This window comes from Halomonas alkalisoli, from assembly GCF_021412585.1.
Taxonomy (GTDB): domain Bacteria; phylum Pseudomonadota; class Gammaproteobacteria; order Pseudomonadales; family Halomonadaceae; genus Halomonas; species Halomonas alkalisoli.
Window position 1 is genome coordinate 80,356 of record NZ_JAKCMI010000022.1, and the last position, 26,431, is coordinate 106,786.

The 26,431-nt window shown below is 63.6% G+C and carries 29 protein-coding genes; 13 read left to right on the forward strand and 16 right to left on the reverse strand.

What is annotated here, in order from left to right; translation table 11 throughout:
* The first annotated feature begins 82 nt into the window (after positions 1–82).
* The 5 genes from LY622_RS08400 to LY622_RS08420 all read left to right on the forward strand — a co-directional run bounded on the left by LY622_RS08400 (position 83) and on the right by LY622_RS08420 (position 5,249).
* Complete coding sequence (locus LY622_RS08400) at positions 83–952, forward strand: pirin family protein (RefSeq protein ID WP_234290484.1); 870 nt, start codon at positions 83–85, stop codon at positions 950–952.
* 72 nt (positions 953–1,024) lie between these two features.
* Positions 1,025–1,645: an isochorismate family cysteine hydrolase YcaC gene (ycaC, locus tag LY622_RS08405; RefSeq protein ID WP_234290485.1), complete on the forward strand. Its 621-nt coding sequence runs from the start codon at positions 1,025–1,027 to the stop codon at positions 1,643–1,645.
* Positions 1,646–1,779: 134 nt separating this feature from the next.
* Positions 1,780–2,721: a pirin family protein gene (locus LY622_RS08410; protein ID WP_234290486.1), complete on the forward strand. Its 942-nt coding sequence runs from the start codon at positions 1,780–1,782 to the stop codon at positions 2,719–2,721.
* Positions 2,722–2,762: 41 nt separating this feature from the next.
* A complete protein-coding gene (locus LY622_RS08415) occupies positions 2,763–3,044 on the forward strand; it encodes a DUF503 domain-containing protein (protein WP_234290487.1) in 282 nt (93 codons plus the stop codon).
* A gap of 639 nt (positions 3,045–3,683) precedes the next feature.
* Entirely contained in the window at positions 3,684–5,249 is a 1,566-nt protein-coding gene (locus LY622_RS08420; RefSeq protein ID WP_234290488.1) for a sensor domain-containing diguanylate cyclase, read from the forward strand.
* Between the two features lie 102 nt (positions 5,250–5,351).
* On the opposite strand, the gene LY622_RS08425 is transcribed toward LY622_RS08420, so the two are convergent.
* Entirely contained in the window at positions 5,352–7,127 is a 1,776-nt protein-coding gene (locus tag LY622_RS08425; RefSeq protein WP_234290489.1) for an ABC transporter transmembrane domain-containing protein, read from the reverse strand.
* A 156-nt stretch (positions 7,128–7,283) separates the two neighbouring features.
* Here LY622_RS08425 and LY622_RS08430 point away from each other — a divergent pair, with 156 nt between their 5' ends.
* Positions 7,284–8,033: a glutamine amidotransferase gene (locus tag LY622_RS08430; RefSeq protein WP_234290490.1), complete on the forward strand. Its 750-nt coding sequence runs from the start codon at positions 7,284–7,286 to the stop codon at positions 8,031–8,033.
* Here LY622_RS08430 and yejK read toward each other — a convergent pair.
* The 7 genes from yejK to LY622_RS08465 all read right to left on the reverse strand — a co-directional run bounded on the left by yejK (position 8,014) and on the right by LY622_RS08465 (position 13,871).
* Positions 8,014–9,030: a nucleoid-associated protein YejK gene (gene yejK, locus LY622_RS08435; RefSeq protein WP_234290491.1), complete on the reverse strand. Its 1,017-nt coding sequence runs from the start codon at positions 9,028–9,030 to the stop codon at positions 8,014–8,016. The two genes, LY622_RS08430 and yejK, sit on opposite strands and share 20 nt — an antisense overlap.
* Before the next feature lie 84 nt (positions 9,031–9,114).
* Positions 9,115–10,341, reverse strand: coding sequence for a GGDEF domain-containing protein (locus LY622_RS08440; RefSeq protein ID WP_234290492.1), 1,227 nt, complete (start codon positions 10,339–10,341; stop codon positions 9,115–9,117).
* A gap of 438 nt (positions 10,342–10,779) precedes the next feature.
* Positions 10,780–11,541: an ABC transporter permease gene (locus LY622_RS08445; RefSeq protein ID WP_234290493.1), complete on the reverse strand. Its 762-nt coding sequence runs from the start codon at positions 11,539–11,541 to the stop codon at positions 10,780–10,782.
* Positions 11,538–12,461, reverse strand: a complete 924-nt coding sequence (locus LY622_RS08450; RefSeq protein WP_234290521.1) for an ABC transporter ATP-binding protein — start codon at positions 12,459–12,461, stop codon at positions 11,538–11,540. The genes LY622_RS08445 and LY622_RS08450 overlap by 4 nt, the downstream gene beginning before the upstream one ends.
* Before the next feature lie 251 nt (positions 12,462–12,712).
* Complete coding sequence (locus LY622_RS08455) at positions 12,713–12,991, reverse strand: peptidylprolyl isomerase (RefSeq protein WP_234281729.1); 279 nt, start codon at positions 12,989–12,991, stop codon at positions 12,713–12,715.
* Positions 12,992–13,095: 104 nt separating this feature from the next.
* Positions 13,096–13,416, reverse strand: coding sequence for a hypothetical protein (locus LY622_RS08460; RefSeq protein ID WP_234290494.1), 321 nt, complete (start codon positions 13,414–13,416; stop codon positions 13,096–13,098).
* 107 nt (positions 13,417–13,523) lie between these two features.
* Positions 13,524–13,871 (reverse strand): putative quinol monooxygenase, encoded by a 348-nt coding sequence (locus LY622_RS08465; protein WP_234290495.1) that lies wholly within the window; start codon positions 13,869–13,871, stop codon positions 13,524–13,526.
* Positions 13,872–14,022: 151 nt separating this feature from the next.
* Between LY622_RS08465 and trxC the strand changes: the two genes are divergently transcribed.
* From trxC to LY622_RS08480, 4 genes are all read left to right on the forward strand, one after another.
* Positions 14,023–14,463, forward strand: coding sequence for a thioredoxin TrxC (gene trxC / locus LY622_RS08470; RefSeq protein WP_234290496.1), 441 nt, complete (start codon positions 14,023–14,025; stop codon positions 14,461–14,463).
* Between the two features lie 33 nt (positions 14,464–14,496).
* Entirely contained in the window at positions 14,497–14,625 is a 129-nt protein-coding gene (locus LY622_RS22450) for a hypothetical protein (RefSeq protein ID WP_255762516.1), read from the forward strand.
* Between the two features lie 81 nt (positions 14,626–14,706).
* Positions 14,707–15,216, forward strand: coding sequence for a hypothetical protein (locus LY622_RS08475; RefSeq protein WP_234290497.1), 510 nt, complete (start codon positions 14,707–14,709; stop codon positions 15,214–15,216).
* 132 nt (positions 15,217–15,348) lie between these two features.
* Complete coding sequence (locus tag LY622_RS08480; protein WP_234290498.1) at positions 15,349–16,428, forward strand: methyltransferase; 1,080 nt, start codon at positions 15,349–15,351, stop codon at positions 16,426–16,428.
* A 44-nt stretch (positions 16,429–16,472) separates the two neighbouring features.
* Here LY622_RS08480 and LY622_RS08485 read toward each other — a convergent pair whose 3' ends face one another.
* Together LY622_RS08485 and LY622_RS08490 are read right to left on the reverse strand one after the other, a co-directional pair.
* On the reverse strand, positions 16,473–17,594 hold the full coding sequence (locus tag LY622_RS08485) for a site-2 protease family protein (RefSeq protein ID WP_234290499.1): 1,122 nt from the start codon (positions 17,592–17,594) through the stop codon (positions 16,473–16,475).
* Positions 17,595–17,679: 85 nt separating this feature from the next.
* Positions 17,680–18,546, reverse strand: coding sequence for an SDR family NAD(P)-dependent oxidoreductase (locus LY622_RS08490; protein WP_234290500.1), 867 nt, complete (start codon positions 18,544–18,546; stop codon positions 17,680–17,682).
* Between the two features lie 133 nt (positions 18,547–18,679).
* On the opposite strand from LY622_RS08490, the gene LY622_RS08495 reads away from it, so the two are divergent.
* The gene (locus LY622_RS08495) at positions 18,680–19,693 is read left to right on the forward strand and encodes a M28 family peptidase (RefSeq protein ID WP_234290501.1); all 1,014 of its coding nucleotides are present in this window, start codon (positions 18,680–18,682) and stop codon (positions 19,691–19,693) included.
* A 156-nt stretch (positions 19,694–19,849) separates the two neighbouring features.
* Here LY622_RS08495 and LY622_RS08500 read toward each other — a convergent pair whose 3' ends face one another.
* Complete coding sequence (locus tag LY622_RS08500) at positions 19,850–20,320, reverse strand: aminoacyl-tRNA deacylase (protein WP_234290502.1); 471 nt, start codon at positions 20,318–20,320, stop codon at positions 19,850–19,852.
* A 223-nt stretch (positions 20,321–20,543) separates the two neighbouring features.
* Here LY622_RS08500 and LY622_RS08505 point away from each other — a divergent pair, with 223 nt between their 5' ends.
* Both LY622_RS08505 and LY622_RS08510 read left to right on the forward strand, forming a co-directional pair.
* Positions 20,544–21,086 (forward strand): PH domain-containing protein, encoded by a 543-nt coding sequence (locus LY622_RS08505; RefSeq protein ID WP_234290503.1) that lies wholly within the window; start codon positions 20,544–20,546, stop codon positions 21,084–21,086.
* Positions 21,083–22,612, forward strand: coding sequence for a PH domain-containing protein (locus LY622_RS08510; RefSeq protein WP_234290504.1), 1,530 nt, complete (start codon positions 21,083–21,085; stop codon positions 22,610–22,612). Before LY622_RS08505 ends, LY622_RS08510 begins: the two co-directional genes overlap by 4 nt.
* On the opposite strand, the gene LY622_RS08515 is transcribed toward LY622_RS08510, so the two are convergent.
* The 5 genes from LY622_RS08515 to glnP form a co-directional block, all read right to left on the reverse strand.
* Positions 22,600–23,007 (reverse strand): glutaredoxin family protein, encoded by a 408-nt coding sequence (locus LY622_RS08515; protein WP_234290505.1) that lies wholly within the window; start codon positions 23,005–23,007, stop codon positions 22,600–22,602. The two genes, LY622_RS08510 and LY622_RS08515, sit on opposite strands and share 13 nt — an antisense overlap.
* 79 nt (positions 23,008–23,086) lie before the next feature.
* Entirely contained in the window at positions 23,087–24,010 is a 924-nt protein-coding gene (locus tag LY622_RS08520; protein ID WP_234290506.1) for a MurR/RpiR family transcriptional regulator, read from the reverse strand.
* A complete protein-coding gene (locus LY622_RS08525; protein ID WP_234290507.1) occupies positions 23,982–25,034 on the reverse strand; it encodes a C45 family autoproteolytic acyltransferase/hydrolase in 1,053 nt (350 codons plus the stop codon). Before LY622_RS08525 ends, LY622_RS08520 begins: the two co-directional genes overlap by 29 nt.
* Positions 25,024–25,752 (reverse strand): glutamine ABC transporter ATP-binding protein GlnQ, encoded by a 729-nt coding sequence (glnQ, locus tag LY622_RS08530; protein ID WP_234290508.1) that lies wholly within the window; start codon positions 25,750–25,752, stop codon positions 25,024–25,026. The genes LY622_RS08525 and glnQ overlap by 11 nt, the downstream gene beginning before the upstream one ends.
* On the reverse strand, positions 25,749–26,405 hold the full coding sequence (glnP, locus tag LY622_RS08535) for a glutamine ABC transporter permease GlnP (RefSeq protein ID WP_234290509.1): 657 nt from the start codon (positions 26,403–26,405) through the stop codon (positions 25,749–25,751). The genes glnQ and glnP overlap by 4 nt, the downstream gene beginning before the upstream one ends.
* Positions 26,406–26,431: the final 26 nt, after the last annotated feature.

A 26,431-nucleotide genomic window follows, 5' to 3' on the forward strand; every position in this document is an offset into this window, starting at 1 on the left:
ACCCTCTACTGCGCCTTGCGTTCCTTCTCTAGTCTTGAGGCATCGGGGCCTTGTGCCCCTGTGAACAAGCAGGAGCCTCATCATGAAGACACTCCAGGGGGTATACAGCGCTGCTCGCGGCCATTGGGTCGGAGACGGTTTTCCCGTTCGTTCGCTGTTCAGCTATGACCGCATGGGTGCGCAGCACATCAGCCCCTTCCTGATGCTGGACTATGCCGGCCCCTTCGATTTTTCCGCCGGTGGAAGGCCCCGTGGTGTGGGTCAGCATCCGCATCGCGGTTTCGAGACGGTAACCCTGGTTTACCAGGGCGAGCTCGAGCATCGCGACTCCACGGGTGGCGGCGGGCTCATCGGGGCCGGTGACGTGCAGTGGATGACGGCGGGTGCCGGCATCGTGCACGAGGAGTTCCACTCGCAGGCCTTCACCGAGCAGGGCGGCGTTCTGGAAATGGTGCAGCTTTGGGTCAACCTGCCGGCGCGTGACAAGTCTGCGCCGCCGGCCTACCAGACCCTGCTGGCAGAGGCGATACCGGAAGTTCCCCTGCCTGACAGGGCCGGCCGTGTGCGGGTGGTGGCCGGCGACTACCAGGGGCACCGGGGGCCAGCCCAGACCTTTACCCCGATCAATGTCTGGGACCTGCGGCTGCGCCCGGGTGGGGCCATCCGGCTCCCGGTGCCCGAGGGCCACACTGCGCTGCTGGCGGTTCTCAGCGGGACGGTGCTGGTCAATGGCAGCGAGCTGGTTCGCGAACCGGGCCTGGTGTGCTTCAGCCGAGAGGGCGACGAACTGCATCTCGAGGCCAACAACGACGCCAAGCTGCTGTTGCTGAGCGGTGAGCCCATCGATGAACCCGTCGTGGGTCATGGCCCCTTCGTCATGAACAGCCCCGATGAGATCCAGCAAGCCTTCGCCGACTTCCAGCGTGGCAAGTACGGCGCCCTGCACGACTAGCGGCCACCGGCCCGCTGGCGTATTCCGGCAGCCGTGCTGCCGGGTTTTCCTGACGTGAAATGGAGACTGACCATGTCCTATACCTACAACCGTCTCGACAAGGACGATGTCGCCCTGCTGCTGGTCGACCACCAGGCAGGCCTGCTGTCACTGGTGCGTGATTTCAGCCCGGATGACTTCAAGAACAACGTACTGGCACTGGCCGATATCGCCAGGTTCTTCGACATTCCGACGATCCTTACCACCAGCTTCGAGGATGGCCCCAACGGCCCCATGGTGCCGGAACTCAAGGCGATGTTCCCCGATGCGCCGTACTTTGCTCGGCCGGGTCAGATCAACGCCTGGGACAATGAGGCGTTTCTGGCGGCGGTGAAAGCAACCGGCAAGAAGCAGCTGCTGATTGCCGGTGTGGTGACCGAGGTGTGCGTGGCCTTCCCGACGCTGTCCGCTCTGGAGGAGGGTTATGAGGTCTTCGTGGTCACCGATGCCTCCGGTACGTTCAACCAGACCACACGCGATGCCGCCTGGAACCGGATGTCCCAGGCCGGCGCCCAGCTTGTGACCTGGTTCGGTGCCGGCTGTGAGCTGCATCGCGACTGGCGCAACGATATCGAAGGCTTCGGTGGATTGTTGGCAGGGCACCTGCCGCAGTATGCCAACCTGATCCAGAGCTATAGCGCAACGAAGGGCTGATCCGGAGCGGCGTAACCCCGGGCGGGCAGCGTAGGCGCGGCCTATGCTGAGAGAATCACCGCTCGGGGTTTCGCCGAGGCTTCACTCCACACCATTTCGGCAGATAGACTCACTTCGTCCTCAAGGAGTGTTCCATGAGCAATCTCGTCAATGAAGGCAGCCTCTCATCCTCCCTGGATTGCCCGCTGGTCGACGGAAAACGCCAGGTTCAGCATGTCTCGGCTCGCACCGCTGACGTAGGCGGTATTCCGGTCAATCGCGTGCTGCCCTCACGTCAGCGGCGCCTGGTGGGGGCCTGGTGCTTCCTCGATCATGCCGGGCCGGCGGTCTTCAAGAGCGACAGTGCCGGCCTGCGCGTTGGGCCGCACCCGCATATCGGCCTGCAGACCTTCACCTGGATGATCGAGGGAGAGGTGTTGCACCGCGACAGCCTGGGCAGCGAGCAGGTGATACGACCGGGGCAGGTCAACCTGATGACGGCGGGGCGCGGCATCAGCCATACCGAAGAGTCGGTGGCCGGCGCCAGCCACCTGCATGCCGCCCAGCTCTGGATTGCACTGCCCGAGGCGAGCCGTAATACCGAGCCTCGCTTCGATCACTATGCGGAGCTGCCCCGCTGGCAGGCACAAGGCGTCGAGCTGACCCTGCTGATCGGCGAATTCGACGGCCGTCGGGCGCCGCCCCTGACGTTCTCACCGCTGGTGGGTCTCGACCTCGAGGCTAGCCGGGCCGCAACGATCGGCCTGCCACTGCGAGACGACTTCGAGTACGCCGTACTGCCCCTGGACGGTGAGCTCGAGATCGACGGAGATCGCTTTGTCGCCAATGAGCTGGCCTACCTGGGCCGCGGCCGCGATGAGGTGGAGTTGTCGATGAGCGCAGGCGGTCGTGCCATTCTGATCGGCGGCGAGCCCCTGGGGGAAGAAGTGCTGATCTGGTGGAATTTCGTCGGCCACAGCAAGGCGGAGATCGCCGAGGCCCAGCGCGACTGGGAGGCGGGCAGCGAGCGCTTTGGCAGTATTCCCCAATGGCCGGGCGAGCGGTTGATGCCGGCGCCACTGCCGTGGAAGGTCTAGTGAGCATGCCCTGCTAGAGCGCGATCAACGGAATAACTCCCATGCACATCACCATCCTGACCATGACCCTTTCACTGCCCGGCTGTGCGTCCCTCAAGGAGAAGCGCCAGCGTATGGGCGGCCTGCATGAGCGCTTCGGCCGCAATCCCGCGGTGGCGGTGTGTGAGAGTGGTGAACATGACCGGCTGGAAGCAAGCGAATGGACCTTCGTGGTGACCGGCATGTCACCGCAGAAGGTCGAATCCCTCTGCAGCGAGATCGAGGAGAAACTGCAGCGCTCGGTCGATGGTCGCGTGCTCGACGTGTCCCGGGAGATTCTCTAGGCGTCATCGAGCCGAACACCGCATTATTGGCTGCGCGTTGATGAAGCAGGAGTGAGGAAAATGGTACCTAACTGGTGCAGCAGGGTTGCTGCAAAGCAGCGCGTGGTGGGCAGGGTGTACCTATCTCATGATCAAGTCATTGATATTATTTAATATGTTGCTGAGCTGGCATGCTTTTCGGATAGTAACTGATAGACAAGTCATTTCTAGACAAGCTATTTTTAGACAGGCCACTTCTAGACAGGCCCGCGGGGTGACACCCGCAACCGATTTCAACGTCGCCATCAGGAAAGGCGATAAACAGAGTGAGCTGGCGTGCTCCACTTGGGCCCCTTCGGGGGCCTTTTTTTATGGTGCGGACTTTGTCCAGGACCGGGAAATAGCTTCGGCGCCGACATGCGGTAAGGCAATGCGACTTTAGTCGACGAGGCCAGGCGGCCGTGATCGCCGGTTCGTGATCCTTGGTTCGTGATCGATAGCTGTGTGCTATGGGCAGCATCGGTCAAATATTGCCCCCACGATAGAAAAAAATGGCAAACTAATCTGAGCAAAGGGGCTCTGGATTCCTCGGAATGCCCCGATAACGATGACATCGCTTCCACGCTTCGTGGGGTAATGGTGTCACGACAAGTGGTACGCATGGATAAACCCGCTTCGCCCGCAACGCCGGCCAGGCGTGCGGCACGAATGACCTTCTACTATGCACTCGTTGCCAGTGTATGGATTGTCGTGTCCGACTGGTGGCTTGGTGGACGTGAGGCGGGAACGTCTTGGCTCACTCAGGCCCAGTCCGTGAAAGGGTTGGGGTTTGTGGCCGTGACCAGCGTCGCACTGTTTTTCCTGTTGAAACGAGAGTGGCAGGCCGATGCAGCACTGTTGCAGCGCAACCAGCAGCAGCGGGCCGAGCTGCATGCCCTGAGCCAGTTCAGGGCGAGTGTTATCGAAAGTGCCCATGTCTGGATCAACGGGCTGGACCGCGAAGCGCGGGTCACCTTGTGGAACGATGCCGCCGAACGGATGAGTGGATACCGGCGCGATGAGGTGCTGGGCAGCGACAGGATCTGGCAGCTGCTGTACCCGGACCCCGGCTATCGCAGGCGTATTGCCTGCGAAGTGGAGCAGATCCTGTGCGACGGCGCTGAGGTCCAGGATTTCGAAACCACCATTCGCACCCGCAGCGGTGAGGACAAGGTCATTGCCTGGGACTCCCGACAGATGGCCGATGAGAACGGTGGTGTCGTCGGTTCGGTGGCGATCGGTCGTGATGTCACGGCACGGCGAGCCGCCGAGCAGGCCCTGTTCAAGCGTGAGCGGGAACTGACCACGCTGATTGCCAACCTGCCGGGCATGGCGTACCGCTGCCTGAACGATGCCCAATGGACCATGCGATTCGTCTCCAGTGCCTGTCTGGCGCTGACCGGCTACCGGGAAGAGGAGCTCGTGGGTAGCCGCCCCGTTGCCTGGGCCAGCCTCATCCTGCCGGAGGATGTTGAGCGACTCCATGCCCAGGTCAAGCAGGCCATTGAGCAAGGAGAGCCTTTCGCCGTCGAGTATCAGCTTCGCAAGCGCTGCGGCAATTGGGTGTGGTGCTGGGAGCAGGGACGCGCGGTGACCATCGATGGTGAACCGTTCCTGGAAGGGATCATCATCGATATCACCGAACGCAAGCGGATGGAGCAGGAGCTGGAGCAGATGGCGGGGCAGGATGCCTTGACGGGGCTGCTCAATCGCCGGGCGTTCAATCGTATCCTGCAGGACGAACTGGCCCGTGCCACTCGCTATAACCGCTCGTTCAGCCTGCTCTGGCTGGATTTGAATCATTTCAAGACGATCAACGACAGCTATGGTCATCTGGCTGGCGATGCGGTGCTGCGGCAGGTCAGTCAGCTGATCAAGGACAGTCTGCGCAAGGTGGACTGCATCGCTCGATACGGTGGTGATGAGCTGACGATCATCCTTCCCGAAATGTCATTCGAGGCGGGCAGGGAGACAGCGAATCGTATCGAGAAGCTGGTGTCATCGAGCCGCTTCGATGTACTCAACGGTCATGCCCTGTCCCTGACGCTCAGTATCGGGGTGGCGGCGTTTCCCGAGCACGGCCAAGGCGCGATGGAACTGTGCGATGCCGCTGACAGGGCCATGTACCAGGCCAAGAAGGCGCTTGCCGCTGCCGATGAAGATCGGAGCGGGGCTGGCAGTCGATAGCGCGTTGCCACGCGCCTGATGGTGCATCACGTCGAGTCCTGCCGTGAACTGGGCCGCTACCTGGGCAGCGAAGCACCATTCCTTCTGCAGGGCTGCCCTCGTTCAAGCCTCCACTCTGTGTCGCCCGAACTGCAGTTCCGCCAGGTGGCGGTAGAGGGGGCTCTGTTCGAGCAGTTCGGCGTGGCGACCGGCAGCGACCAGCTGCCCCTCGTCGAACACCAGCAGGCGGTCGGCGGCGGTCACGGTGGCCAGCCGGTGGGCGATGACCAGGCTGGTTCGTCCGGCCATCAGTCGGTCCAGCGCCTGCTGCACCAGCCGCTCGCTCTCGGCGTCGAGGGCGCTGGTGGCCTCATCCAGCAGCAGTACCCGCGGATCCTTGAGCAGCGCCCGGGCAATCGCCAGACGCTGGCGCTGTCCGCCGGAGAGCTGCACGCCACCCGGGCCTAGATCGGTGTCGAAACCGCAGGGCAGGGCTTCGACGAAGCCCAGGGCGTTGGCGTCGCGGGTGGCATCGCGCAGCTCTTCGAGGGAGGCGTCGGGCTTGCCGTAGCGCAGGTTGTCGGCCACCGTACCGGTGAACAGCACCGGTTCCTGAGCCACCAGGCCCATGGCGGCGCGCAGCGCCTTCGGGTCGAGTTCGCGCAGGTCGATGCCATCCAGCGTCAGGCGGCCACTGTCGGGGTCGTGAAAGCGTAGCAGCAGGCCGAGAAGGGTGCTCTTGCCGGCGCCGGAAGGGCCCACCAGGGCGACGCGCTCGCCGGGACGAATCCACAGGTCGAGGGAATCGAGCGCAGGTATCTCGCGCCCGGGGTAGGCAAAGCTTACGCTCTCCAGACGGATCTCGCCGCGCAGTGGCGAGGGCAGCGGCGTTGGATGGGCCGGCGGGTGAATGCCCGGCTCGGCGTCGAGCAGTTCGAGCAGACGCTCGGCGGCGCCGGCAGCCCGCTGTACGTCGCCGGCCACCTCCGCCAGGGTCGCCACCGCGCCCGCTGCAAGCACCGCATAGAAGACGAAGGCGGAAAGCTCCCCTGCGCTCATCTCGCCGGCCAGCACCGCCTGGCCGCCTTGCCACAGCATCAGCCCCACGGCGGCGAATACCGCCATCATGGCCGCGCCGGTCAGCCAGGCCCGCTGTCGCGTGCGCACCACGGCGGTAGCGAAGGCCTGCTCGACGCGCTCGCCGTAGTCGCGTCGGTCGATCGCTTCGTGGGTGAAGGCTTGCACCGTGCGGATGCCATCGAGTGCCTCGCTGGCGTAGCGGCCGAGCTCGGCCACTCGATCCTGGCTGTGGCGGGAAAGACGACGGACGCGCCGGCCGAACCACAGGATCGGCAGCACCGTGGCGGGAATGCCGATCAGCACCAGCGCCGAGAGCCAGGGCTGCGTCACCAGCATCAGTGCCACGGCACCCAGCAGCATCACCAGGTTGCGCAGCGCCAGCGAGATCGAGGAGCCGAAGAGTGTCTGCAGCACGCTGGTATCGGCGGTCAGCCGTGAGGCGATCTCGGCGGCACCGCGGTCGCGGTGGCTGGCGCTCTCGAAATAGGCCGGTTCGAGGTCCAGCAGATGGTCGAAGACCTGCCGCCGCAGGTCGCCGGCCAGGCGCTCGCCGATCCAGCTCACCTGGTAGTAGCGCAGCGCGGAGGCCGCGGCCAATACGCTGACCACCGCCATCATGGCGGCCAGCGTCTGGTTGAGCTGGGTGCGGTCCCGGGCGAGAAAGCCTTGGTCGATCACCAGGCGCAGCCCCTGGCCCAGCAGCAGCACGCTGGCGGAAGCCACCAGCAGTGCCAGGGCGGCAATGAGCAAGCGGCCACGATAGGGCGCCAGCAGTTTGAGCAGGCGCAGCAGGACCCGGGGGTCGGGACGTGAGGTCATGGTAGGGTCGACGCTGGTGGCGGGCATGCCGACACGATACCAGTACCGTCCTGGGAGTGCATGGGAGCGGCAGGCAAGTGGCCGGCTGTTGTACTTTTCGCATCGGTTCGAAGCGGTTTAAGCTGGAAGGGTTACCTGAAAAGGGAGTTTCATACGATGACGAGCGGGATGAAGAGTGCGGTTGCCATTCGCCACCTGGCCTTCGAGGACCTGGGGGCCTTCGAGCCGGTATTGGAGGAGCTGGGTTACCGTATTCGCTATCTGGATCCGGGGATGCTGGGCACCGACGCCCTGGAAGCGCTTGACGTGGAGAGCCCGGAACTCCTGGTGGTTCTGGGGGGGCCGATCGGTGCCAATGACGAGGCGCTCTACCCCTTCCTGGGCGCCGAGCTGGACGCCATTCGCCACCGGCTCGATTCGGGGCGACCGCTACTCGGCATCTGCCTGGGGGCCCAGTTGATCGCCCGTGCGCTGGGCGGCAGGGTGTTTCCCATGCCGGAGAAGGAGATCGGCTTTGCCGATGTCAGCCTGACTCGGGAGGGACAGGAGAGCCCGCTGCGGCACATCGGCAATCCGGATACCGTATTGCACTGGCACGGCGACATGTTCGAGACCCCGCCCGGCGCCGTGCGCCTGGCCTATAGCCACGACTGCGCCCACCAGGCCTTCTCCCTGGGCGATACCGTGCTGGGACTGCAGTTTCATCTCGAGGCTGACCCGGCGCGAATCGAGCAGTGGCTGATCGGCCATGCCACCGAACTGGCGGGGGCAGGCGTCGACCCGGTAGCGATCCGTCAGCAAGCGCTGTCGCTGGGGCCGGATATCGAGCGGCGCGGGCAGCAGGTCTTCCGGGAGTGGTTGATGGCTGCGGACGCGGCCAATCAGCTCATCCCTGCCGCTCCTTGAGCTGCTCCCGTAGCCCGTTGGGGACTTTCTTGATGATCAGCCGGTCCTGGGTTTCGTCGTATTCGATGCTGGAGCCGAGCAGATGCGAGTCGAAACTGATCGAGACACCGTTGGAGCGGCCGGTGAAGCGACGAAACTGGCTGAGGGTACGCTTGTCGGGGGGAATCTCGGGCGATAGCCCGTAGTCGGCGTTGCGGATATGGTCGAAGAAGGCCTTCGGCTGCTGCTCGTCGAGCAGTTCCGAGAGCGCTTCCAGGGTCATGGGCTCGCCGCTGCGCGCCTGCTCGTTGGCGTAGTCGAGCAGCACGTCGGTCTTCTCCCGGCTCTGCTCTTCGGCAAAGTCCTCCTGCTCCACATAGTCGCTGAAGGCCTTCAGCAGGGTGCGTGTCTCACCGGTGGCGTCCACGCCCTCCGTGGCGCCGAGTAGTTCGGCAAAGCCCTCGGCCAGTTTCTTGCCGCCGCGGTCCCGGGTCCAGGAGAGATACTGCCGGGATGGGGAGTCGCTGCGCCACTGGTTGAGATTGATGCGCGCCGCCAGGCTCATCTGGGCCAGGTTGAGCTGTGCTGAGGGCACTACGCTGTGTTCGGCATCAATGGCGTAGCCTTCGCGGTGATGAAGCAGGGCCAGGCTCAGGTAGCGGGTGTCGCCATGCTGATAATCCACGAACAGCAGGTGTCCCGATATCGACAGGTGCGCATCGAGCAGTTCGGTGATGCGCTGCGCCACGCCACGGGTGAAGGCGATGAAGTCGCTATGGCCATCCAGGTAGCTCGCCAGCTCCAGTGGGAACCGCAGCTCCTGCGTTGCCTCGGCGTCCTGCTCGAGCTTGAAGTGACCCCAGGCCTTGGGCTTGGCATGGTAGGCGTCGTTGAAGCCGGCCAGAAGATCTTCCAGGGAGTCCGAAACCACGGGTTCGGCAGGCGCCGGATGCAGGGTGGCGGGCTGCTCGCCGGATGCCTTGGCGATGCGGTGGATGATGCTGTGCAGTATCGGCATGGAGTGTCCGGGCAGAAGGGCAGGAAAGCGATGATACCCGCCACGGGGCTGAGTTCAACCCGGCAACGGGTTGGACATGGACACTCAGGCTTCGATGGCGTCCCGGGACGAGGGGGAGGCAGCCAGCACGACACGGTTGCGCCCCTGCGCCTTGCCTTCATAGAGTGCTTCGTCGGCGCGGAGCAGGGCCGGGGTGAGTGTCGTTTCATCCTCCTCCACACGACTGATGCCCACCGTGACGGACAGTACGGCGGTATCGCTCAGCATGGGCAGGGAGAGTCCGGACACTTTCTTGCGTAGCCGTTCGGCAATGGTGGCGGCGGTGGTGAGATCGGCCTGGGGCAGGGCGATGACGAACTCCTCGCCGCCGTAGCGGCCGATGATGTCCGTATCACGCAGCACCGACTCGCAGCAGGACGCCACCGTGGCCAGGACAAGATCGCCCACCGCATGGCCATGATGATCGTTGAGCTCCTTGAACAGGTCGATGTCGACCATGCAGATGGCCAGCGGTAACCCTTCACGCCTGGAGCGGTTCAACTCCCGCTCGGCCAGCTCGAAGAAGTGGCGGCGGTTGGCGATTCCGGTCAGGTGGTCGGTGCTGGCCATGATACGCAGCTGCTGTTCCAGCAATCGCCTTTCCTCGATCTCGGATTGCAGCTGGCGATTGCTTTCTCGCTCCTCCACCAGCAGGGCGAACTGCCTGCGCTGAAGACGATTGAGCCGATTGAGCGTCACCCAGCCCAATAGGTTGGCGAAACCGAGCAGCAACAGCCCGCTGGCCAACATACCAGGGGAGAGATCTGGCCGGTAACCGAGCAAAACGGCAAAGCCGAGGGCGAGGTAGGCATTCCAGGCAAGAATCCACGGCAGGCGGTTGGGCACCAGCAGGTATATCGTCGTGCAGGCGACCACCATGGTGGCGATATGCAGGCCGCCAGGACCCGGGTGAAGCGGTATGGTCAGCAGCAGCCCACTGATGCCGACGAAGTAGGCCAGGTTTACCGGCAAGCGGCGATGCGCCAAGGCCGGTTGCAGCTTGACCGCCATGGCCAGTGCCATGCAGCAAAGAGCAACGAACGTACGGATGGCAAGCAGTGCGAGAAATTCGCTGCCGGCGCCGAGCAGGGCGAAGTCGGCCAGGGTGAAGGCGAAGAAAATGCCGGAAATTGCCCACAGGGCATAGCAAAGCTGCTGGGCATCCTGGGCCAGCATGGTGCGACGGTGTAACGCTTCCAGCGCCGCATCCTGAAACTCGCTGCGCCAGTCGAGAAGAGGCGCCTCCCTGGCCTTGTCGTTGCCAGCAGCCATCGACTCTTTCCTTGGAAGGGAAGCGCTAGCCGCGTCTCGATGCCAGGCTAGACTCCTTCCGTTTATCGTTCTTGTCTATTGTCCGCGGAGCCGGTTCCCTGGATGCGCCGCTTCGTTGCACACATCAAGCATGGACGCGAGTCTTGCACTTTACCAGCGGCTCCTGTGCATATTCGATACACAAAATTACACGGTAGTCGTAAAAAGTTGCAAGCAGGCCGCAAGAAACGGCCGAGGTCTCCAGCAAGCGGATTCTAGGAGCCTGTCGGATTTGACCGATCGTCACGAGAGATTTGGATTTCGAGACAAGTTTATCGATCTGATGAGGCGAATAGCCCGCTATTTAACGAATCAGATCGAATGAAATTGGCCGAAAGACCGGATCTCGCAGTAGATCAGCGTTAAGTCCGACAGGCTCCTCGGGCAGGTGATGCAGGCTCATGGCTTGAGGCGATAGCCGGTCTTGAATATCCAGTTCACCACTGCCAGCGAGACGCCAAGGAAGGCCACGATCATGAACGCGCTGGCCCAGATGCTGACATCGCCGCTGCCGTAGAAACTCCAGCGAAAGCCGCTGACCAGGTAGACCATCGGGTTGAGCAGCGTCACCGTCTGCCAGAAGGGGGGCAGCATGTCGATGGAGTAGAAGGTGCCGCCGAGGAAGGTCAGCGGCGTGACCACCAGCAGCGGCACGAGCTGCAGCTTCTCGAAGCCGTCGGCCCAGATGCCGATGATGAAGCCGAGCAGGCTGAAGGTGAGGGCGGTGAGCACCAGGAAGAGCAGCATGACCAGCGGGTACTGGATGGTAAAGGGTACGAACAGGCGTGCCGTGCCGAGCACGATCAGGCCCAGTATCAGCGACTTGGTGGCCGCCGCACCGACGAAGCCCAGGACGATCTCCAGGTAGGAGATGGGGGCCGAGAGGATTTCGTAGATCGAGCCCGAGAAGCGTGGAAAGAAGATGCCGAACGAGGCGGTGGAGACACTCTGGGTCAGCAGCATCAGCATGATCAGCCCGGGCACGATGAAGGCGCCGTAACTCACGCCATCCACTTCGCTGATGCGTGAGCCGATGGCGGCGCCAAAAACCACGAAGTAGAGTGACGTGGACACCACCGGCGAGACGATGCTCTGCAGTACGGTGCGCAGGCTACGCGACATCTCGGCCAGGTAGATGGTCTTGACGGACTGCAGGTTCATGCTCTCTCCCTGACCAGGCTGACGAAAATCTCCTCCAGCGAACTTTGCCGGGTATGCAGGTCCTTCACCCGGATGCCGGTGGCCTCCAGGTCGGCGAGCAGGCCGGCGATACCGGTACCCTCTTCCTGGCGCGTCACGTCATAGGTGTAGACCAGGGCATGGCCATCCTCCGATAGCGCCAGGTCGTGGCCGGCCAGTGCTGCGGGTACCTGCTCCAGCGCATGGTCCAGGTGAAGAGTCAGTTCCTTGCGGCCAAGCTGGCGCATCAGTGCAGCTTTCTCTTCCACCAGAACCAGCTCGCCACGCAGGATCACGCCGATGCGGTCGGCCATCTCCTCGGCTTCCTCGATGTAGTGGGTGGTGAGGATGATGGTTACCCCCTGGTCGCGCAATTGGCGCACCACCTCCCACATCTCGCGGCGCAGTTCCACGTCGACGCCGGCGGTGGGCTCGTCGAGAAACAGCACCTTGGGCTCATGGGCCAGTGCCTTGGCAATCAGTACCCGACGCTTCATGCCACCGGAGAGCTCCAGCAGGCGGTTGTTGCGCTTCTCCCACAGGGTCAGGGCACGCAGGACGTTCTCGATATGTACAGGGTTCCTGGGCTTGCCGAACAGCCCACGACTGAAGCTCACCGTATCCCATACCGTGGTGAAGGCCTCGTTGGTCAGCTCCTGCGGCACCAGGCCGATCATGGCCCGTGCCTGGCGATAGTCGGCCACGTTGTCATGGCCATCCACCCTGACGGTGCCGCTGCTCGCCCGCACCAGCCCACAGATCACGCTGATCAAGGTGGTCTTTCCCGCGCCATTGGGGCCGAGCAGGGCGAAGATCTCGCCGCGCTGGATCTCCAGGCTGACGTTCTTCAACGCCTGGAAGCCGCCCTCGAAGACCTTGTCGAGCTGCTCCACCTGGATCATCGGGGAGCCGGTGGCTTCGGCCTCTCCCAAGGCAGCGCCAGCTTCCGGTGTGGCCGTGGGCAGGTGATTGAATGATATTGTCATGCGTCGTCCCTGTTTCCGTAGGGAAGCACCGCACCTCTGTTCAGTGCTTCCTTGGAGAACGAACCAATGGGTACCATCGTAACGCGAGATGTCACCCGGCACAGGCTGTAGAACCAAAAAAGCCGCCGTGACGGGCACGTGCGGCTTCTCTCTGTCCCCGTGCGGGCTCAACTGCGGCTGGTGATTTCCAGCAGATGGTAGCCGAACTGGGTCTTCACCGGGCCGTGAACCTTGTTCAGCTCGCCGGAGAAGACGACCTCGTCGAACTCACGAACCATCTGGCCCGGCCCGAAGCTGCCCAGATCGCCGCCCTGGGCGCTGGAAGGGCAGGAGGAGTTCTCTTTCGCCACCTCGGCGAAATCGCGACCGCCCTCGATCTCGGCCTTGAGGGCCTCACACTTCTCTTCGCTGCTTACCAGAATATGACGCGCGGTTGCCCTGGCCATGTTGCACTCTCCAAAATTGGCGTCTTGCCGATGAAAGGAGGACCAATTCTATCATGCCGACAAGCCAGGCGGCGCTACCGGTGGGTTCGGTTTCGCCGGTGTCTTCACTCCCCGGTTCCAATCCGTAGCCGCAGTGCCTGAAGCCCATCGAGTTCGACCCGCATTTCGTCCGAAAAGATCGGGTGGCCAATGACCCGGATGTTCAGCGTGGCCTCGGCGCCGCGGTAGTTCACGGTGGCCGAGATCCTGGCGTCCGAGCTGACCGGCGCCAGGGGGCCATAATGGATGTTTTCCACCTCCAGAGCAGCCAGGCCTCGGTCATCGATCTGCCGTTCGATGACCTGCTTCATCGCCACGCCGTAGTAGAAGTAGAGCCCGCCATAGGCCAGGCTCACAATCACGATAAGGGAAAACAGGCGCCCCATGGGGATCTCCTTGAAGGCTGGCGGTATGCTGGCGTGGTTATACCACAGGTCTACCGCAGGCGAGAGCCGCGGCTCCCACCCGCTTCGCGACAGTGCGCGATCAACCGCTACAGCTGGGGGGCATCGAAATCGATCGGTTCGTCGGTGTAGACGCAGACATTGGCCGCTTCGATATCACCCTCGGGAGACTCGACCTGTGCCTGGAAGAACTGCTGGATCTCGCGGCGCTGGCAGTGCGCCTCGAAGGCTTCGCGGTTGGCCCAGATCTCATGGAAGACGATGGGGTAGCTCTCCCCCTGGGCGAAGGGGTTGTCGATCTGGCGGGTGACGGTATAGAGCAGGCAGGCATCCTCACGATGGGCGTTGGGCTCGAGCGCTTGAAGCGCCTTGAACACGGCCACTTCCCTACCGGGCTTGGGACGGAAACTGGCGGTGCAGTAGATCTTCTGTGACATGGAACGCCCCTGCGAAATCATTGGAGCGCAGACGATAACACTCAGGCCTCATGGGCGGCCAGGTCGACCGTTACTTACGAATCAGCCGGGCTTGATGGGCACGGGCTGTGGCATCATCTTGTCATCAAACCCACGATGAGGAGCTCCCTCCATGTCCGCTTCACTCATTCTTGGCTGCCCCAGCTGCGGCGCCGTCAACCGCGTCAGCCAGGCGCGCCTGAGCGATGGCCCGAAATGCGGCAGTTGCAAGAATCGGCTATTTGCCGGCGAGCCGGCCGAGCTGACCCAGGAGAATTTTCGTGCCGTGGTCGAGCGCAGCGAGATGCCGGTCGTGGTGGACTTCTGGGCGAGCTGGTGCGGCCCCTGCAAGACGATGGCACCGATATTTGCCGAGGCGGCGAAGGAGCTCGAACCGCGGATGCGATTCGCCAAGCTGGATACCGAAGCCCAGCAGGCGTTGGCCGGCCGTTTCGGCATTCGCAGCATTCCCACCCTGATCGTGTTTCGGGGCGGCCAGGAGCTGGCACGGCAGCCCGGCCTGTTGCAGGGGCCCCAACTGCGCCAATGGCTAAAGCCTTACCTGCTGACATGACCGGCGTCGCCGCTCGAACGAATGGGGAGGCCGATGGAAATCGATGGGGTGAAAATCGAAGTGATAGAAATCGAAGCGATGGAAATCGACGTGAAAGGGCAGGACCAGGGCTTTCCGGTTACCCTGATAGGGCGTGTCCTTTGGCACGAACGACAGGGCTGAGCTTATCAGGCCTGGACTGGCTTCCAGGTGCGCACGGGGCTCGATGGCGCAAGGCGCCGGATTCAGGCAAGGGGGGAACGCATGAGGCAATGGCGAGCGATTTGGCTGGGCACCATCCTGGCCGCTGGACTCTGGTCGGCACCGGCCATGGCGGAGCGCCTGGAGGGCGAGCTCGATGGCGCCGAGCGGGAGTGGTTCATCCTGCGTGAGGACGGTGATGCCAGCGCCACCTTTACCGATATGGGTGGAGGTGACTTTCATATCGACATCGTTGGCTTCGTCGACCCCGATGGCAGGAGGAGCCGCGACTCGCTCTCCATCAGCATGGCACTCAAGGACGGCGAGGTGGCTCATTACGATATACTCAACCTGATCGGCACCTCGGCCATGCCGCCCGTATACACCTCGGAAGGGACCGATGTGCGGCTGATCCTCGATACCTTCGCGGTGGAGGGTGGCGTTGCGCGCGTGGTTGGCAACGTGAAGGGCACCCTGGCCTTGCAGGAGGCCCTTGGCGAGGAGCCGAATCTTGAAGAGGGCATCGAGATCGCCGTGACGTTCGATGTTACTGCCTCCCGTATCGAGTATTAGTCTCTGTCTGCTCATCATCGCCTTGCCCATCTCTCCGAGCTGCTCTCCCGCTGGCAGCCGCTGTGGCGCCCGCTGCCGTTTCAGTACCCCCATCTGCCCTGGCTCGACGACTTTCCAGAGCTTGGCGAGGCCTTGCTGGGGCTGAGCGAGCAGGACGCCGCACGACTACAGGATTTCCCCTTTCATGCTTCGCCGTTGGCCGAATGGCTGCCGGTGGCGGAGCTGGAGGCGCTGGTTGACCTGCCGATACTGGCCGCTTCACCGGCCTCGTTGCCGCCGGCGTGGGGGCAGCATGTCGGTGGGCGCAAGTGGCGTCAGATCGAAGCCTTCGTCGAACAGGTGAGGCTGAGGGCCCGGGAGCCGCTGGTGGAGTGGTGTGCCGGCAAGGGGCACCTGGCCCGCACCCTGGCACGGCAACATGCCGTCGATGTCACCGCCCTGGAGTGGCAGGCCACGCTCTGCGACGAGGGCCGCCAGCTGGCGCAGCGGCAGGGCGTGGCCGTGGACATGCATCAGCAGGACGTGCTTTCCCCCCTGGCTGAGCCGCTGACGCCGCAGGCCCACATCGTGGCATTGCACGCCTGTGGCGATCTTCACGTGCGACTGCTCGAGATCGCTGCTGAAACGGGTAGTTCGGTCACTCTTGCGCCGTGCTGTTACCAGCGCACTCGGGACGAGGTCTATCAGCCGCTCTCCCGTCGTGCCGGGGAGCTGTGCGAGGCTCACCGCGTGGCGTTCTCCAGGGAAGACCTGGCGATGTCGGTGCAGGAGACGGTGACGGCACCAGGCGGGGTGCGGCGAAGCCGAGAGCGGGCCAACGCCTGGCGACTTGGCTTCGATGAGCTGCAGCGTCAGCTGCGCGGCATCGATGCCTACCTGCCCTTGCCCAGCCTTGCCTATGGGCGCATGCCCGAGGACTTTGCCGGCTTCTGCCACTGGGCGGCGCAGCAGAAGGGCCTGTCGTTACCATCGGGCGTCGACTGGGCCGGCTTCGAGGAGGCCGGTTGGCAACGTCAGGCCCGGGTAAAGCGCCTGGAGCTGGTGCGTCACCTGTTCCGGCGCCCGCTGGAGGTCTGGCTGGCCCTGGATCGCATGATGCTGCTGACGGAGTCGGGATTCGATGCCGAACTCGGCATCTTCTGCGACCGGGGGCTGACACCACGCAACCTGCTGCTGCGAGCCAGTAGGTCAGGTGGCCAGGCCGGCGCCTGAGCGGGTTCCTCGAGAGTGGTCCGATGGCTGCGATTCTCCGCCGTTCAACCCTTCACTTCGAGGTGGAGCTCGATCATCCGCAGCAGCCGCTGGCGGTCGATCCAGCCGCTGGCGCGACTCCGTGCCATAACCGGCACCTGGTTGAGGCTGTGCTCGTTCATCAACTGCAGGATGTCGTCGGCCTTGGCATCGGGGGCGACATGGTGAAGCTTGTCTGCCGGCGTCATGATCTCGCTCACCGGGGTCCGGTCCCATTGCGCCTGGGGTACCCGGCGGGTGTCGCTCAGCGAGACCAGGCCCAGTACCTGGGTGGGGCTTCCCACCAGGAAAGCGCGCCGGCCGGAGGTCAGCACCTGCTCGCGCAGCCACGCCTCGATGGGTCGGCCGGCAGCAACGAAGGGCACGTCGGGGTCGGCCAGGTCCTGGGCGCGGACACCTGCCAGGCGATCGCGAAGGACGTACATGCGACTCTGGGCGTGGTTCATGGTGAGAAGAAACCAGGCGATCAGCATGATCCACAGCCCGCCGACCAGATTGCCCATGACCAGCATATTCCATAGGGCCAGGCCAAACAGCCCATAGGCCAGAAAGCGGCCGCTGGCGATGGCTGTTTCGTTGCCCCGCTGAGTGCTTCCCGTGACCTTCCAGACCAGGGCGCGAAGTACCCGCCCCCCATCCAGGGGGAATCCGGGAATCAAGTTGAAGATCGCCACGACCAGATTGATCATGGACAGCCAGCCAAACGCCACGGGAATCGGTTCGTACCAGCCCGCGGTCACGCCAGCCAGGACGCCGAACAGAAATGCCAGCGCAAAGCTGACCGCAGGCCCGGCGACGGCAATCCAGAATTCGTCGTTGGCCTGCTCCGGGTCACGACTCATTTGCGCCATGCCGCCGAAGATGAACAGGGTAATGGCGGTAACCGGCACGCCGCGCCGAATCGCCACCAGGCTATGGCCCAGTTCATGGGCCAGGATGGAAGCGAAGAAGACCAGTACCGTGACAAAGGCAGTAATGGCGGCATCCGCGGTGGTCCAGTCCGGGTACTGCTGCTGAAGGCCGGTGGTCATGCTGACCATCACCAGCGCGAAGATGATCAGCCAACTGACATGGATTTCAAGCCGAATGCCCCGGAAATGACCCAGCACCCATACGGATTTGAACATATTGAAACTCCCTGACGGCGTTATGACGACATTCTTGTTGTAGGGCTCAGGCTTGTGGGGCCGTGAGGCTCCACAGGCGATGGGCTCACGTTTCCCGTTCCCCACGCGTCGCCCGCAGCAGGACCCGGTCCATGCCGCGTGTCGTCAGGATCCGCTTCAGGGCCGCGAACAGGTGGGTCGGCACCGTGATGTGGTAACGGGCCTTGGGCCGACGGCTCTCCAGGGCATGGATCAGCTTGCGAGTCACCGCATCGGCTTCGAGGGTGAAGGGGGCCGATGGCCCTTCCCCGGCCAGGCGGGCCTCCAGGGCGCAGTAGGTGGCGGCGTGATAGCTTGTCGCGGCATTGATGTTGTCGCGAAAGGCGCGGTAGGCGTTCTCGCGGAAGCGGCTGGCGATGGGGCCAGGTTGCAGCAGGCTGACATGGATACCGGTGCCGTAAAGTTCCTGGCGCAGGGTGTCGGTCAAGCCTTCGAGGGCAAACTTGGAGCAGATATAGGCGCCGCGGTAGGGCAGGGCGGAAAAGCCAAGAACCGAGCTGTTCTGAACGATGCGTCCGCCGCCCTGTTCCCGCATTACCGGGATGATGCGCGTCGTCAGCTCATGGGTGCCGAGCAGGTTGGTTTCCAACTGCTCACGCAACACCGAGCGGGAGAGGTCCTCTACCGCACCTGGCTGGCCGTAGGCGCCATTGTTGAACAGCGCATCGAGGCGACCGCCGGTGCGCCGCAGGGTCTCGTCGACCGCTGCTGTGATCGAGTCACTGCAGGTCAGGTCCAGCAGCAGTGCGTCGAAGCCCTCTTGTTGCAGTCGCGCAACGTCGTGCTCCCGTCGAGCCGTGGCGAAGACCCGCCACCCTCTCTGCGCCAGGGTTTTGGCCGCGGCGTGGCCGATACCGCTGGAACAGCCGGTGATGAGGATACTCGGTGATGCCGAGGCCATCGTGTCTTCCATGTACGTTTTCCTTGCCCTGACCAGTGAGATACGCCGATAGCGTATACCATGAGGGAGACCCTGGTTCGAGTCGATGGTAATCGGCGGCGAGCTGGCATGAGCGGTATAGCGATAGGCGGACAGGAGGTCGGCCATGAAGCGTAACCCTATTCTGCGCATGAGCATGCTGCTTGGGCTGCTCCTGCTGTTTCCCCTGATGTTGCTGGGAGGGGGCTACTGGATGATATTGCACATGCCGGGGGCGTCCTATCGAGGTGACCCGCCAGCGCTGGATGAGGGGGCGCGAGCGCTGCGTGACCGGCTGCACGACCATGTCCTGCAACTGGCCGGCGAGATTGGCGAGCGCCACTACTGGCATCCCGACGAATTGCATGCCGCGGCCGACTACATCGAGCACGCTTTCCGGGAGGCCGGCCATGAGCCGCTTCGCCAGGCCGTCCCGACCGGCAACCGGGAGTTCCATAATGTCGAGGTGCGGCTCCCGGGTGAGCGCCAGGGGGCGGAGGTGCTGGTCGTCGGCGCCCACTACGACACCGTGCGGGGCAGCCCGGGCGCCGATGACAATGCCTCCGGCGTGGCCGTGCTGCTCGAACTGGCTCGACTCCTCCAGGATGTGACGCTCGATCGATCCTTGCATCTGGTCGCTTTCGTCAACGAAGAGATGCCCTTCTTTGGCACCGATGCCATGGGCAGCCTGCGTTATGCCCGCCAGGCGCGGGAGGAGGGTGTGGAGATAACCGGCATGATATCGCTGGAGATGCTGGGGTATTACACCGACGCTCCCGGCAGCCAGTATCACCCGCCATTGCTCGGGCACTTCTATCCTGACCGGGGTGATTTCGTCGCCTTCATCGGTAACCTTTCCTCCCGATCACTGGTACGCCAGGTCATCGGCGCGTTCCGGGAGAGTGCCCGGGTGCCCTCGGAAGGGCTGGCGGCTCCCGAGCTGATCGGTGACATTCGTCGCTCGGACCACTGGGCATTCTGGGAAATGGGTTATCCAGCCATGATGATTACCGATACCGCCAACTTCCGTAACCCCCACTATCACGGTCCGGAAGACACCCCCGAGCGGCTCGACTACGACACCATGGCCAGGGTGACCGAGGGCCTGGCCAGCGCGCTGGAGGCGATGGCCCGGCGCTGAGGCACGGCCAGCCTCGATTCGCGTCGTTTCCCCAGGAGTCCGGAAAGAAACCGGGCTGCGATAGGGTTTATCGCGGCCCGGGGGAGTTGAAAGGTACGGTTGAAAAGCATGGTTGGAAAGGGTGGCTGGGCAGGATGCAGGGACAGCCCGACTGCATCAGTGGTGGCGACTGAACTGTCCGTGGGGGCTGTCGCCCATCAGGCGTTCGAACTCCGAGCCGCTCATGTGCAGCAGCGTCTCGTGATCGCCGGCATCGAAATAGATATCCGGCTGGTAGCGCAGCATGTCATCGACATAGACCTGCAGCCCGTAGGCCTGACCGACCGGCGTCGTGGCGCCGGGGTCGCAGTCGCTGAAGCGGCGCATGATCTCCTCTTCCGAGGCGAGCTCGACCTTTTCGTTGAACAGTCGCGCGAGACTCTCCAGATCGGCATCGCAGGTGCTCGGCAGCACGGCGACACGGTAGCCGGAGTCGCAATGCAGCATGACGGCCTTGGCTAGCTGGTCACCGGTAATGTGCGACTGCTCGGCGATGCGACTGGTACTGACTTCACGGGGGTGCTTGAGCTCCTCGTAATCGATATCGCAGGCTCTCAGGTACTCCCGTATGGTCATCGGGATGGACATGGTACCGTCTCCTTCGGCCTCCAGGGCCGTCGATCAGCGAATGATATGCCTCCCTTCAATGCATGGGTTCTCCACACTCAAAGCGTAGTTCCTAAATCCGGCTCGCTACACCCTTTTGCCGTCTCCAGGTTGCCAAATCCTGTTCGCCCGCTTCTGATATGTTGTCGGGTGAGAGCCACCGACAGCCGCTGGCAACCAGGTCGTTGAAGCAACAGGAGACACCGTGACGTTCGATAACCCCTCGCTGGACCCCGAATGCCTGCCGGCGCTGGAGCGCGCACCGCTCACGCCGGTGTCTCGCCGCCTGGCTCCCTGCCAGGCCTTGCTGCGACTCATCCACTGGGCCTTCATCGTGACAGTAGCCTGGATCTTTCCGGTGCAGCATGAGCTGCTGGCGCAGTGGCAACCGTGGCTTGCCGCAGGTGTGGCGGGCCTGGGGGTGGTGGTCATCGTTCTGGGATGGCTAGAGACGCGCCGGCGGGGCTATGGCCTGCGTGAACACGACCTGATCTACCGCCGCGGCCTGCTGGTGCGCCGTATCCAGGTACTGCCGCTGGTGCGGCTGCAGCATGTCGAGACCCTGAGCAACCCCGTGGAGCGCGCCTTTGGCCTGGTCAGGCTGGCGTGCTTCACGGCCGGCGGCAGGGGCGCCGACCTGCTGCTCGAGGGGCTATCGGCGGAGCGCGCAGAAGCGGTCAAGCAGCATCTGCTGATGCGCCTGGCGGCGACGCCGGGCGCGACATCACCTGAGTCCGATAGGTCATGAGTCCCGTGCAGGACGCCCCCAACGAGAGGCTGGCGCTGTCCGGCTGGCAGCGGCTTTCCCCCTGGGCCGTGGGGCTGCTGCTGATCAGTGCCGGGGCGACGCTGGTGCGCCAGCACATGCCGCTGCTGCTAGGCGCCGGGGCGGGCCTGGCCATGGTCGAGCGGGTCGGCCTGCGCGAGCTTGCCCTGGGGGGCGTGCTGTTGTTGCTGGTGGCCGGACTGCTGAGCCTGCTCTACTACCGGCGCTTCCGCTTTCGACTCGATGGCGACGTGCTGATTGTCCAGAAGGGACTTTTCGAGCACCGGGAGTTCAAGGTGGCGGCCCGCCATGTGCAGCATATCGCCCTGCACCAGCCGGCCTACATGCGCCCCTTCGGTCTTGTGCTCTGGGAGGTGGAGACGCTGGCCGGCGAGGCGTCGAGCATTCAACTGCCGGGCATACGCCGCGGGCTTGCCGAAGCGCTCGGCCACGGGCTGAGGGGGGCTGCGAATATCGCCGAGGAAAAGGGCTCGCCGGGCAGCGACAGCGACCCAACCGGTGTCAGGGGCGCCGTCCTGCGTTTTGCCCTGACGCCGGGAGCGCTGATACTCCATGGGCTGACCAGCCGCTCGATCTACGTCATCGCGGCGATGCTTTCGCCGCTGATCCGGCCGTTGGAGCGCTGGATGCACGACCGCCTGCCTCAGCTCGATCTGCAGGCATGGCTGCCGGAGTCGACGCTGCTGGCAATCGTGCTGGGCGTGCTGGGGTTAGTGGCCGTGTTGGCGCTGCTTGCCGTGATGGCTGCCTGGTGGCGCTTTCATGGCTATGTCCTGCGCGATGACGGCGAGCGGCAGGTGCAGGTCAGCGGCCTGTTCGCTCGTCAGGAGCAGGCCCTCTCCCTGTCGCGCCTTCAGGTAGTGGAGTGGGTGCAGACCGGGCTTGGGCGCCTGCTGGGTCGAGGCTACCTGGTCTGTCATCAGTTCGGCGCGATGGGTGGTGGCGAGGCGGCAGAGTCGCGACGGTTCCTGGTGCCTGGCCTGGCGACGGAGCAGGGCAGGGAGCTGACCGCCGTCCTGTGGCCGGGCTTGAGCATGGGGCAGCCGCTGGCCCGGGTCGACGTCATCTATCGCCGCGTGGTGTTTCTACGTCTGCTGCTGGGGTCGTCACTATTGCTGCTGGCTGTGCTTGGCCTGGTCGGTCCGGGTGGGCTCCACCCTGCGACCTGGGGAGCGGCAGCAGCCACACTGCTGGTGATCTCGGCCGGGGTGGCGCAGTTGCGCTGGATGGCCATGGGCTGGGCGCAGGAAGGCGCGCACATGCGCATCCGGCAGGGGCTCTGGGGCCAGCGTACCAGCATCTTCCCGCTACAGAACCTGGTATCGGTCAGCGTCCAGCAGAGCTGGCTGCAGCGGCGGCGTGGCGTGGCCACGCTGCAACTCGACCTGGCCAATGGCCGGGTTGGCCTGCCGTATCTGCCCGAGGGGGTGGCTTGGACGCTGGCCAATCGGCTATTGGCCAGCGTGGAGGTCGGTCAGGCGGCCTGATGCTGCGCATCGCCGAAACGGTGATGCAGCCAGGCGTTGATGGCATGGGACTCGTAGAGCCACTCGTCATGGCCGTCTTCCGAGGCGATGCGCAGGCAAGGCACCTTGATGCGGCCGCCGCCGGTTTCCAGTGCCTGGCGATGTGCCGGGTCGTTGCGGGCATCGCGCAGCTCGATCTTCAAGCCCAGCCGGGCGATCTCCTTGCGTACCTTGATGCAGAACGGACAGCTCTGGAACTGGTAGAGCGCCAGCTGGGTACAGGCTTCGTCGACGTCGGCCTGCGCTTCGGGGGAGCGCGCCACTGCGGTCGGCGTGCTCAGTTTCTCGGAGGCCAGCAGGATCGGCGATAGCACCAGGCGCACGCCGCGAAAAAAGTAGCGAATCAGGATTCTCATGGGGTGTCGGGTGGTCTCGGTCGTGAATGAATGGGCTCAGGGTGCCCATGATGCCGTTCTCGGCGCCGGGATGCCATGGTCAGCCGATTTCGATGTCGAGCTGGTCGATGAGCTTGTCGCGGCGGGAGAGTGCTTCGGCTGCGCCGTCCCCACCCACCGTGGCGCAGGCATTGACCAGGCACTCCGCTGCGCCGAGGAACGTGACCATGCTGTTGGAAATGAAGCTCGACTCATGGGGCGCCAGGATGGCGATCTCCGAGTGGCGAACCAGGGGGGAGCTGGAGTAGTCGGTCACGACGATGGTGCGAATCCCGTTATCGTGTGCCGCTCGACATACGTCGATCACATGGCGCGTATAGGGCTTGCAACTGGCCGCGATGAGCACATCGCCCGCCGCCATGGAGGCGAGTCCCTCGGCCACCCCAACGCTGTCATCGCTGAGCAGGCCCACGTCCGAGCGGATCATGCCCAGCCCATAGGCGAGAAAGCTGGCGAAGGCGTGGAACTGGCGCATGCCATGAAGGCGAACCCGGCGGGCTCCCATCACCGCATTGGCGAATGCACCCAGATCCTCGTTGGTCAGCCCTTCCATGAAACGCTCGATATTGAGCTGATGCTCCCCGCATAGCTGCCTGGCCTGGGCTTGCAGGTCCTGCTTGTCGGCCGCCAGCGCCGTGGTGGCGTGTTGGCGATAGAAGGAGCGAGCTGGCGTCAAACCCGAACTCAGCAGCAGGCTCTGCAGCTCGCCGAAACGCTCGTAACCCAGCATCCGGGCCAGCCGGGAGATGGTCGAAGGATTGACGTTCAGGCGTCGGGCCAGGGAGGAAATCGACAGCAGTGACTGATCGCCACGCAGTTCTATCAACTGCGACAGCACCTCACGGGCGCGGGGGCCCAGATGGAGGTCGGCGTCGCCGCGAGAGATCGCGATGGACAGGGCCTGAAGTTCCTCGATAGTACGAGGCGCCGGGCCGTTATTCGAAGAGCGAGCTGTCGGTGCCATGGAGTGGTCTGCATCTCCCGGGGGTGTGGACTTCCCATTGAATGCCGTCATTAAGCAGGCGAAATATACCAGTCGCAAGGGTGTTCTCGCGATCCGGGTCGTCCGGTTTGCGCCGGTAGATCGGCAGGCCCTTGCCGCCCGTGTCAGTAAGGATGGTGATCGGGTCTCGCTCACCGGCGTCAATCAGTTCACTTCCCCGCACTTGGCGGTCATGGGAGGAGCGCGTAATGATCTGGCGTGTATGGCGCGACTCGTGATGGAGCGCGTGATTGGCATGGATCATGGCCCTGTCCACGTGGCGATGCGACACCTGGCCGGCACCGACCTCGATCGAATGCAGCCGCGGATCGCCGCGCTGAGCCAGGGTGAAGTGAAATCCACCACTGGCCGGGGCTTGCTGCAGGAGTTCCCGGATCTCGTCCAGCGTGGCCAGCGAGAGCATGGCGCGCCCCAGCACCATGCGCGGCACGCCGGGTGAAACTCGCTTCAGGCGCAGGTTGTTCACCGTTTGAACGATACCGGCGGCCGTCAGCGCGAAGGTATGTCCCGGGATGGAGCCGGGATAGCAGAAGGCCATGAAAGCGAGGGCTTCATCGGGTTTCACGCTGGCCAGGAAGCTGTCGCCATCGAAGAACGGCAGGCCATCCTCATTGTGAGCGATACAGGGTTCGGGGCCGGGCAGCATCACGGTGGTGCAGCCGTCGGGGCTGTTGGCCAGCAGGTCGCCTCGGCAGTTCCAGGCGAAGACTGCCTGGAAGGGCAGCTCCAGGCCCTGGGCCAGCCCATGGATCTCCTCCACCACGGCGGGATGATGGCGAAGGCTATGGTAGAGCATCCGCGCCACCCGGCGGTGATGCCGCTCACTGGTGACGTCTTGCCAGATATCGCTTTTCACCAGATTGTCGTGTACCGCACGGTGCCCGTGCCGGCCCAGGGTCAGGCCGGTCTCGAAAGGCCCACCGCTGATCGACACCAGCGGCAGGTCGGCCGCATCCGTGGCCATGGAGGAGGAATCAATGGACATGACGCAGAAAGTCCTTCAGCCGTGGGTTACTGTCACCGGCCAGGATCTCGTGGGGGTGGCCATCCACGGCGATCTTGCCGTTTTCCATGAAGATCAGCCTTGAGCCGACGTGCTTGGCAAACGACATTTCATGGGTCACCACCACCATGGTCATCCCTTCCTCGGCCAGGTTGCGCATGACATTCAGCACCTCCTGCTTCAGTTCAGGGTCGAGAGCCGATGTGGGCTCGTCGAACAGCATTACCTTGGGTTTGACGGCGAGTGCCCGGGCAATGGCGACCCGCTGCTGTTGTCCCCCCGAGAGCTCGTTGGGGAAATGGTCGGCGCGATCCTTGAGCCCGACCTTGTCGAGCAGCGCCAAGGCCTGGGCCCTGGCCTCATGCGTGGATTGTCCGCGGACATGCTTGGGCCCGAAGGCGACGTTGTCCAGCGCCGTCAACTGAGGGAAGAGGTTGAACTGCTGGAACACCATGCCGGCTTCCTGGCGAATTTCGCGCAGCTTTGCATAGCCAGCCAGTACGCTGATGTCGTCTACCAGAAGGTCGCCGCCGGTGATCATTTCCAGGCCGTTGATGCAGCGTAGCAGGGTCGATTTTCCCGACCCGGAGGGTCCGATCAATACGACCACTTCACCCTGGTCGATATTGAGGTCGACTTCGTCGAGTACCTTGAGCGCACCGAAATGCTTGGAGACGTTCTTGAATTCGATGATGCTCATAGGATCTTCATCCTTCTCTCGATATAGCGCAGCATCAGGGTGAGGGAACCCGTCATGATCAGGTACATCACCGCGATGGCGCTCCATATCTCCACGGCGCGGAAATTGGCTGCCATGATCTCCTGGCCGGTCCGGGTCAGCTCACTGACACCGATCACGATGAACAGCGACGTGTCCTTGAGACTGATGATGAACTGGTTGCCCAGCGGGGGAATCAGCCGGCGAAACGCCAGCGGACCGACGATATGCACCAGTACCTTCCAGCGCGGCAGGCCGAGCGCCAGACCGGCCTCGGCAAGCCCTCGGCTGATCGATTGCAGCGAGCCACGGACGATCTCGGCAATATAGGCACCGGCATTGACGATGATGGCGATCATCGCCGCCGTCAGAGGGTCGATGCGAATACTGGCCAGCACCGGCAGGGCAAAGTAAAGGAACATCACCTGAACCACGATCGGCGTTCCGCGGATCACCTCAATGTAGATCATAGCCGTGTAGTTGAGCAGCCAGTTGCCGTAGGTGCGCATGAGGCCGGCTATTGCGCCGACCACCATGCCGCCGGACAGCCCGACCAGGGTGATGAAAAGGGTCATCTTGGCACCGTTCAGCAACTGCGGCATGAAGGTGGCGATGACGGACCAATCTGTATTCATCGTATACCTCGGATCTCGTCAGGGGC

Excerpts from the sequence above, each read along its gene's own strand:
- LY622_RS08520 (WP_234290506.1), bottom strand. The coding sequence starts at position 24,010 with ATGGCACCGACAGCTCGCTCTTCGAATAACGGCCCGGCGCCTCGTACT.
- LY622_RS08475 (WP_234290497.1), top strand. The coding sequence starts at position 14,707 with ATGAGGCAATGGCGAGCGATTTGGCTGGGCACCATCCTGGCCGCTGGA.
- LY622_RS08420 (WP_234290488.1), top strand. The coding sequence starts at position 3,684 with ATGGATAAACCCGCTTCGCCCGCAACGCCGGCCAGGCGTGCGGCACGA.
- LY622_RS08445 (WP_234290493.1), bottom strand. The coding sequence starts at position 11,541 with ATGAACCTGCAGTCCGTCAAGACCATCTACCTGGCCGAGATGTCGCGT.
- LY622_RS08400 (WP_234290484.1), top strand. The coding sequence starts at position 83 with ATGAAGACACTCCAGGGGGTATACAGCGCTGCTCGCGGCCATTGGGTC.
- LY622_RS08410 (WP_234290486.1), top strand. The coding sequence starts at position 1,780 with ATGAGCAATCTCGTCAATGAAGGCAGCCTCTCATCCTCCCTGGATTGC.
- LY622_RS08485 (WP_234290499.1), bottom strand. The coding sequence starts at position 17,594 with ATGTTCAAATCCGTATGGGTGCTGGGTCATTTCCGGGGCATTCGGCTT.
- LY622_RS08515 (WP_234290505.1), bottom strand. The coding sequence starts at position 23,007 with ATGAGAATCCTGATTCGCTACTTTTTTCGCGGCGTGCGCCTGGTGCTA.
- LY622_RS08430 (WP_234290490.1), top strand. The coding sequence starts at position 7,284 with ATGACGAGCGGGATGAAGAGTGCGGTTGCCATTCGCCACCTGGCCTTC.
- LY622_RS08525 (WP_234290507.1), bottom strand. The coding sequence starts at position 25,034 with ATGTCCATTGATTCCTCCTCCATGGCCACGGATGCGGCCGACCTGCCG.
- LY622_RS08490 (WP_234290500.1), bottom strand. The coding sequence starts at position 18,546 with ATGGAAGACACGATGGCCTCGGCATCACCGAGTATCCTCATCACCGGC.
- LY622_RS08495 (WP_234290501.1), top strand. The coding sequence starts at position 18,680 with ATGAAGCGTAACCCTATTCTGCGCATGAGCATGCTGCTTGGGCTGCTC.
- glnP (WP_234290509.1), bottom strand. The coding sequence starts at position 26,405 with ATGAATACAGATTGGTCCGTCATCGCCACCTTCATGCCGCAGTTGCTG.
- LY622_RS08465 (WP_234290495.1), bottom strand. The coding sequence starts at position 13,871 with ATGTCACAGAAGATCTACTGCACCGCCAGTTTCCGTCCCAAGCCCGGT.
- LY622_RS08425 (WP_234290489.1), bottom strand. The coding sequence starts at position 7,127 with ATGACCTCACGTCCCGACCCCCGGGTCCTGCTGCGCCTGCTCAAACTG.
- LY622_RS08450 (WP_234290521.1), bottom strand. The coding sequence starts at position 12,461 with ATGATCCAGGTGGAGCAGCTCGACAAGGTCTTCGAGGGCGGCTTCCAG.
- yejK (WP_234290491.1), bottom strand. The coding sequence starts at position 9,030 with ATGCCGATACTGCACAGCATCATCCACCGCATCGCCAAGGCATCCGGC.
- LY622_RS08455 (WP_234281729.1), bottom strand. The coding sequence starts at position 12,991 with ATGGCCAGGGCAACCGCGCGTCATATTCTGGTAAGCAGCGAAGAGAAG.
- LY622_RS22450 (WP_255762516.1), top strand. The coding sequence starts at position 14,497 with ATGGAAATCGATGGGGTGAAAATCGAAGTGATAGAAATCGAAGCGATG.
- LY622_RS08460 (WP_234290494.1), bottom strand. The coding sequence starts at position 13,416 with ATGGGGCGCCTGTTTTCCCTTATCGTGATTGTGAGCCTGGCCTATGGC.
- glnQ (WP_234290508.1), bottom strand. The coding sequence starts at position 25,752 with ATGAGCATCATCGAATTCAAGAACGTCTCCAAGCATTTCGGTGCGCTC.
- trxC (WP_234290496.1), top strand. The coding sequence starts at position 14,023 with ATGTCCGCTTCACTCATTCTTGGCTGCCCCAGCTGCGGCGCCGTCAAC.
- LY622_RS08415 (WP_234290487.1), top strand. The coding sequence starts at position 2,763 with ATGCACATCACCATCCTGACCATGACCCTTTCACTGCCCGGCTGTGCG.
- ycaC (WP_234290485.1), top strand. The coding sequence starts at position 1,025 with ATGTCCTATACCTACAACCGTCTCGACAAGGACGATGTCGCCCTGCTG.
- LY622_RS08440 (WP_234290492.1), bottom strand. The coding sequence starts at position 10,341 with ATGGCTGCTGGCAACGACAAGGCCAGGGAGGCGCCTCTTCTCGACTGG.
- LY622_RS08510 (WP_234290504.1), top strand. The coding sequence starts at position 21,083 with ATGAGTCCCGTGCAGGACGCCCCCAACGAGAGGCTGGCGCTGTCCGGC.
- LY622_RS08500 (WP_234290502.1), bottom strand. The coding sequence starts at position 20,320 with ATGTCCATCCCGATGACCATACGGGAGTACCTGAGAGCCTGCGATATC.